4 protein-coding genes and 2 tRNA genes are annotated in these 5721 nt (G+C 68.0%); all 6 read left to right on the top strand.

Going from position 1 to position 5721, the window contains the following annotated elements:
- Window positions 1-91: 91 nt before the first annotated feature.
- The 6 genes from clpP to B351_RS0104155 all read left to right on the top strand — a co-directional run bounded on the left by clpP (window position 92) and on the right by B351_RS0104155 (window position 5551).
- On the top strand, window positions 92-715 hold the full coding sequence (gene clpP, locus B351_RS0104180; protein WP_019397797.1) for an ATP-dependent Clp endopeptidase proteolytic subunit ClpP: 624 nt from the start codon (window positions 92-94) through the stop codon (window positions 713-715).
- Between the two features lie 149 nt (window positions 716-864).
- The gene (gene clpX / locus B351_RS0104175) at window positions 865-2154 is read left to right on the top strand and encodes an ATP-dependent Clp protease ATP-binding subunit ClpX (protein ID WP_019397796.1); all 1290 of its coding nucleotides are present in this window, start codon (window positions 865-867) and stop codon (window positions 2152-2154) included.
- Between the two features lie 177 nt (window positions 2155-2331).
- Window positions 2332-4803, top strand: a complete 2472-nt coding sequence (gene lon, locus B351_RS0104170; protein ID WP_019397795.1) for an endopeptidase La — start codon at window positions 2332-2334, stop codon at window positions 4801-4803.
- Window positions 4804-5017: 214 nt separating this feature from the next.
- The gene (locus tag B351_RS0104165) at window positions 5018-5290 is read left to right on the top strand and encodes an HU family DNA-binding protein (protein ID WP_019397794.1); all 273 of its coding nucleotides are present in this window, start codon (window positions 5018-5020) and stop codon (window positions 5288-5290) included.
- Between the two features lie 33 nt (window positions 5291-5323).
- A tRNA-Val gene (locus tag B351_RS0104160) sits at window positions 5324-5398 on the top strand.
- Between the two features lie 76 nt (window positions 5399-5474).
- A tRNA-Asp gene (locus B351_RS0104155) sits at window positions 5475-5551 on the top strand.
- Window positions 5552-5721 lie beyond the last annotated feature (170 nt).

The following is a 5721-nucleotide window of genomic DNA, read 5'->3' as shown; positions in this document are numbered from 1 at the left end:
GGCGGCGGGCCGAACCGCCCGCCGCCGCAGCCGGCCGGTCCGTCCGGCCAAGCACCCCCGACTACCCGCAAGAGGCGCCCGCAGCATGAGCATGATTCCGACCAAAGCCCTGAACCTGGTCCCGATGGTGGTCGAGCAGACCAGCCGCGGTGAGCGCGCCTACGATATCTACTCGCGCCTGCTGAAGGAACGGGTGATCTTCCTGGTCGGCCCGGTCGAGGACCACGTGGCCAACGTGATCATCGCCCAGATGCTGTTCCTGGAGGCCGAGAACCCCGAGAAGGACATCAGCCTGTACATCAACTCGCCCGGCGGCCTGGTGACCGCGGGCATGGCGATCTACGACACCATGCAGTACATCAAGCCGGACGTGAGCACCATCTGCGTCGGCCAGGCCGCCTCCATGGGCGCGGTGCTGCTGGCGGCCGGCGCCCCGGGCAAGCGCTACGCGCTGCCCAACTCGCGGGTGATGATCCACCAGCCCCTGGGCGGCTTCCAGGGCCAGGCCACGGACATCGACATCCACGCGCGCGAGATCCTGAGCATGCGCGCCAGGCTGAACGAGATCCTCGCCCACCACACCGGCCAGAGCATCGAGACCATCGCCCGCGACACCGAGCGCGACAACTTCAAGGGCGCCGCCGAGGCCAAGGCCTACGGCCTGGTCGACGAGGTCCTGGAGCGCCGCCCCGAGGACTCCATCCAGGCCGGCTGACCGGCCCCGGGCCCCGGGCGCGTCCCCCGACGCCCCCGGGCTCCCCCCCCGAGACCCCAGGTCCGGCGCGCTTCTGGCGCGGTTCCGGCCCTGTGCTATTCTCGCCCCCAACCCGCCCCGGCGGGACGCAATACTGGAAAAGCACAAGCATGAGCGAAGACCGGCAAGGCCGTACCGGCGATGGCAACAAGATCCTCTACTGCTCTTTCTGCGGGAAGAGCCAGCACGAGGTGCGCAAGCTGATCGCCGGCCCCAGCGTGTTCATCTGCGATGAATGCGTGGAGCTCTGCAACGACATCATCCGCGAGGAACTCGAGGAGAAGGCGCAGTCGGCGCGCAGCTCGCTGCCCAAGCCGCGCGAGATCCTCGAGGTGCTGGACCAGTACGTGATCGGCCAGCATCGGGCGAAGAAGACCCTCGCGGTGGCCGTCTACAACCACTACAAGCGCATCGAGAGCCGCCAGCGCAACGAGGACGTCGAGCTGGCCAAGTCGAACATCCTGCTGGTCGGCCCGACCGGTTCGGGCAAGACCCTGCTGGCCGAGACCCTGGCGCGGCTGCTCAACGTGCCGTTCACGATCGCCGACGCGACCACGCTCACCGAGGCCGGCTACGTCGGCGAGGACGTGGAGAACATCATCCAGAAGCTGCTGCAGAAGTGCGACTACGACGTCGAGAAGGCGCAGCAGGGCATCGTCTACATCGACGAGATCGACAAGATCTCGCGCAAGAGCGAGAACCCGTCGATCACCCGCGACGTGTCCGGCGAAGGCGTGCAGCAGGCGCTGCTGAAGCTGATCGAGGGCACCGTGGCCTCGGTCCCGCCGCAGGGCGGGCGCAAGCACCCGCAGCAGGAATTCCTGCAGGTCGATACCAAGAACATCCTGTTCATCGTCGGCGGCGCGTTCGCCGGCCTGGACAAGATCATCCAGCAGCGCAGCAGCGAGGCTGGCGGCATCGGCTTCGGCGCCAAGGTCAAGAGCACCAAGGTCAAGGCCGACACCGGCAAGCTGCTGGCCGAGGTCGAGCCGGAGGACCTGATCAAGTTCGGCCTGATCCCCGAGTTCGTCGGCCGCCTGCCGGTGGTGGCGACCCTGGAGGAGCTGGACGAGGCCGCCCTGGTCAAGATCCTGACCGAGCCGAAGAACGCCATCACCAAGCAGTTCAAGAAGCTGTTCGAGATGGAAGGCGTGGAGCTGGAGTTCCGCCCGGACGCCCTGACCGCGATCGCGCGCAAGGCGCTCAAGCGCAAGACCGGCGCCCGTGGCCTGCGCACCATCGTCGAGTCGGTGCTGCTGGACACCATGTACGAGCTGCCGTCCATGGAGAACGTCAGCAAGGTGGTGGTGGACGAGTCGGTGATCGAGCACAAGACCGAGCCGTACCTGATCTACCAGACCCCGCCGGCGGCCTCGCCGAAGGTGGCTTCGGCCGACTGACGGCCGGCCTCCAGCGCCCGCGGCAACCCGGCCCCCGCCACCCCGTGGCGGGGGCTTTGTTTTCCCAAGTGCTTGATCCGGAAGGCGATCTTGCGTGCATCTTGCATCGCTTCCGGCCTGCCCCCATAACGGGGGCAGGCGGCCCGCCGGCCGCCGCCAATGTTTCCCGGAGCTTCCATGTCCCGCACCCGATCCGACGCCCTCGAACTGCCCGTCCTGCCGCTGCGCGACGTGGTGGTGTTCCCGCACATGGTCATCCCGCTGTTCGTGGGCCGGGACAAGTCCATGCGCGCCCTTGAGCAGGCGATGGAAGGCGACAAGCAGATCCTGCTGGTCGCGCAGAAGTCGGCCGAGACCGACGACCCGCAGGCGGCCGACCTCTACACCGTCGGCACCCTGGCCACCGTGCTGCAGCTGCTGAAGCTTCCCGACGGCACCATCAAGGTCCTGGTCGAGGGCACCGCGCGCGTGCAGGTGGGCGACATCGCCGAGCGCGACGGCGCCCTGCACGGGCGCGGCACCGTGGTCGAGCCGGGCACCAGCCGCGACCCGCGCGAGATCGAGGCGGTGGCGCGCACCCTGACCAGCCTGTTCGAGCAGTACGTCAAGACCAACCGCAAGCTGCCGCCGGAGCTGCTGCAGACCCTGTCCGGGATCGAGGAGCCCGGCCGCCTGGCCGACACCATCTCGGCCCACATCGGCGTGCGCCTGGCCGACAAGCAGCGCCTGCTGGAGACCTTCGACACCGGCGACCGCCTGGAGCTGCTGGTCGGCCTGGTCGAGGGCGAGATCGACGTGCAGCAGATGGAGAAGCGCATCCGCGGCCGGGTGAAGTCGCAGATGGAGCGCAGCCAGCGCGAGTACTACCTCAACGAGCAGATGAAGGCGATCCAGAAGGAGCTGGGCGACCTGGACGACTCGCCGGGGGAGATGGAGGAGCTGGCGCGCAAGATCGCCGAGGCCGGCATGCCCAAGGCCATCGAGGCCAAGGCCAAGAGCGAGCTGAACAAGCTCAAGCAGATGTCGCCGATGTCGGCCGAGGCCGCGGTGGTGCGCAACTACCTCGACTGGCTGCTGGGCGTGCCGTGGACGAAGCGCAGCAAGGTGCGCAAGGACCTCAAGGCCGCGCAGGACACCCTGGACGCCGACCACTACGGCCTGGAGAAGGTCAAGGAGCGGATCCTGGAGTACCTGGCGGTGCAGTCGCGGGTCAAGCAGATGAAGGGCCCGATCCTGTGCCTGGTCGGCCCGCCGGGCGTGGGCAAGACCTCGCTGGGCCAGTCCATCGCCAAGGCCACCAACCGCAAGTTCGTGCGCATGAGCCTGGGCGGCGTGCGCGACGAGGCCGAGATCCGCGGCCACCGCCGCACCTACGTCGGTTCGATGCCGGGCCGCATCGTGCAGAACCTCAACAAGGTCGGCACCAAGAATCCGCTGTTCGTGCTCGACGAGATCGACAAGATGTCGATGGACTTCCGCGGCGACCCGTCGTCGGCGCTGCTGGAGGTGCTGGACCCGGAGCAGAACCACAGCTTCAACGACCACTACCTGGAGGTCGACCTGGACCTGTCCGAGGTGATGTTCGTGGCGACCTCCAATTCGCTGAACATCCCCGGCCCGCTGCTCGACCGCATGGAGGTCATCCGCATCCCGGGCTACACCGAGGACGAGAAGCTGAGCATCGCCACCCGCTACCTGGTGCCGAAGCAGCAGAAGGCCAACGGCCTCAAGCCCGAGGAGCTGTCGATCGCCGAGGACGCGATCCGCGACATCGTGCGCTACTACACGCGCGAGTCCGGCGTGCGCAACCTGGAGCGCGAGATCGCCAAGATCTGCCGCAAGGTGGTCAAGGAGATCGCGCTCAAGGGCCCGGAGCCGGCGAAGAAGAAGCCCGCGCGCAAGGCCGCCGGCAAGCGCAAGGGCGCGCTGGTGCAGGTCACCGCGGCCAACCTGGACAAGTACCTGGGCGTGCGCCGCTTCGACTTCGGCCGCGCCGAGGAGCAGAACGAGATCGGCCTGGTCACCGGCCTGGCCTGGACCGAGGTGGGCGGCGACCTGCTGCAGATCGAGGCCACCCTGGTCCCGGGCAAGGGCCAGCTGATCCTCACCGGCCAGCTGGGCGACGTCATGAAGGAATCCGCCTCGGCGGCCCTGTCGGTGGTGCGCGCGCGCGCCGAGCGGCTGGGCATCGAGGTCGACTTCCTGCAGAAGCACGACGTGCACCTGCACGTGCCCGACGGCGCCACCCCGAAGGACGGCCCCAGCGCCGGCATCGCCATGGTCACCGCGCTGGTATCGACCCTGACCAAGGTGCCGGTGCGCGCGGACATCGCCATGACCGGCGAGATCACCCTGCGCGGCAAGGTCACCGCGATCGGCGGCCTGAAGGAGAAGCTGCTGGCCGCGCTGCGCGGCGGCATCCGCACGGTGATCATCCCCGAGGAGAACCGCAAGGACCTGGCCGACATCCCGGCCAACGTCACCGAGGGGCTGAAGATCGTGCCGGTGAAGTGGATCGACGAGGTCCTGGACCTGGCCCTGGAGCGGCCGCTGGCCCCGGCCGGCGCGAAGGTGGCCGTGCGCGGCGGCGGCCGCAGCGGTGGCCGCCGGCAGCGCCCGGTGGCCGACCGGGCCGACGTAAAGCACTGAAAAGTCCGCGGCCGCGCGCCGCGCGAATCCGACAGGCGGGCATGAAAAGCCCGCCAGTGCTGCATTTCCGGCTTGCGGCCCTTGGGGGCGCCCTGTATAACGGGCGCACCCGCACTGGCCACGCCCAGTCCGCGGAACCAGACCTGCCGGCACGCTCCACGGACGCGACCCGGTCACACATCTCGCGGCAAGACCGCACAGGGAGTAAATACGAATGAACAAAACCGATCTGATCGACGCCGTCGCCAGCGAAGCCGAAATCACCAAGGCCGAGGCCGCGCGCGCGGTCGACGCGGTGATCAACTCGGTCACCAAGGCGCTGAAGAAGGGCGACGCCGTCACCCTGGTCGGCTTCGGCACCTTCCAGGTGCGCAAGCGCGCTGCCCGCACCGGTCGCAACCCGAAGACCGGCGAGACCATCAAGATCAAGGCCTCGAAGAATCCGGCGTTCAAGGCTGGCAAGGCGCTGAAGGACGCTGTAAACTAACCGGCCCGCTTCCGAAGCGGGCTTGCCTGACCCGGGTGCTTAGCTCAGCGGTAGAGCGTCGCCCTTACAAGGCGAGGGTCGGGGGTTCGAAACCCTCAGCACCCACCAGCTTCGGAATGCAAAAAAATTTGTAAGACGGTCTTCTCAAACCTGAAAACTTGTCTTACAATGGCTGTCTCAGCGCGGAGTGGTAGTTCAGTCGGTTAGAATGCTGGCCTGTCACGCCGGAGGTCGCGGGTTCGAGTCCCGTCCACTCCGCCACTTATCTGGAAAGCCCCCGGGAAACCGGGGGCTTTCTTTTTGTCCGCGCCTCGCGCGGCAAATGCGCATGCGTAGCGGCCTTGCCTGCTCCACGGCAGGCTTCCCGCGCAGGCGCCGGACCGGGCGTGCGCCACACGGCCATGCCCGGAAACGCGCCGGCCGGGGAGCGC

Origin of the sequence: Pseudoxanthomonas sp. GW2 (genome assembly GCF_000283075.1) — a bacterium.
Taxonomy (GTDB): domain Bacteria; phylum Pseudomonadota; class Gammaproteobacteria; order Xanthomonadales; family Xanthomonadaceae; genus Pseudoxanthomonas.
Note: the sequence above shows the minus strand (reverse complement) of the source record. Positions and strands in the feature narration are given on the sequence as shown.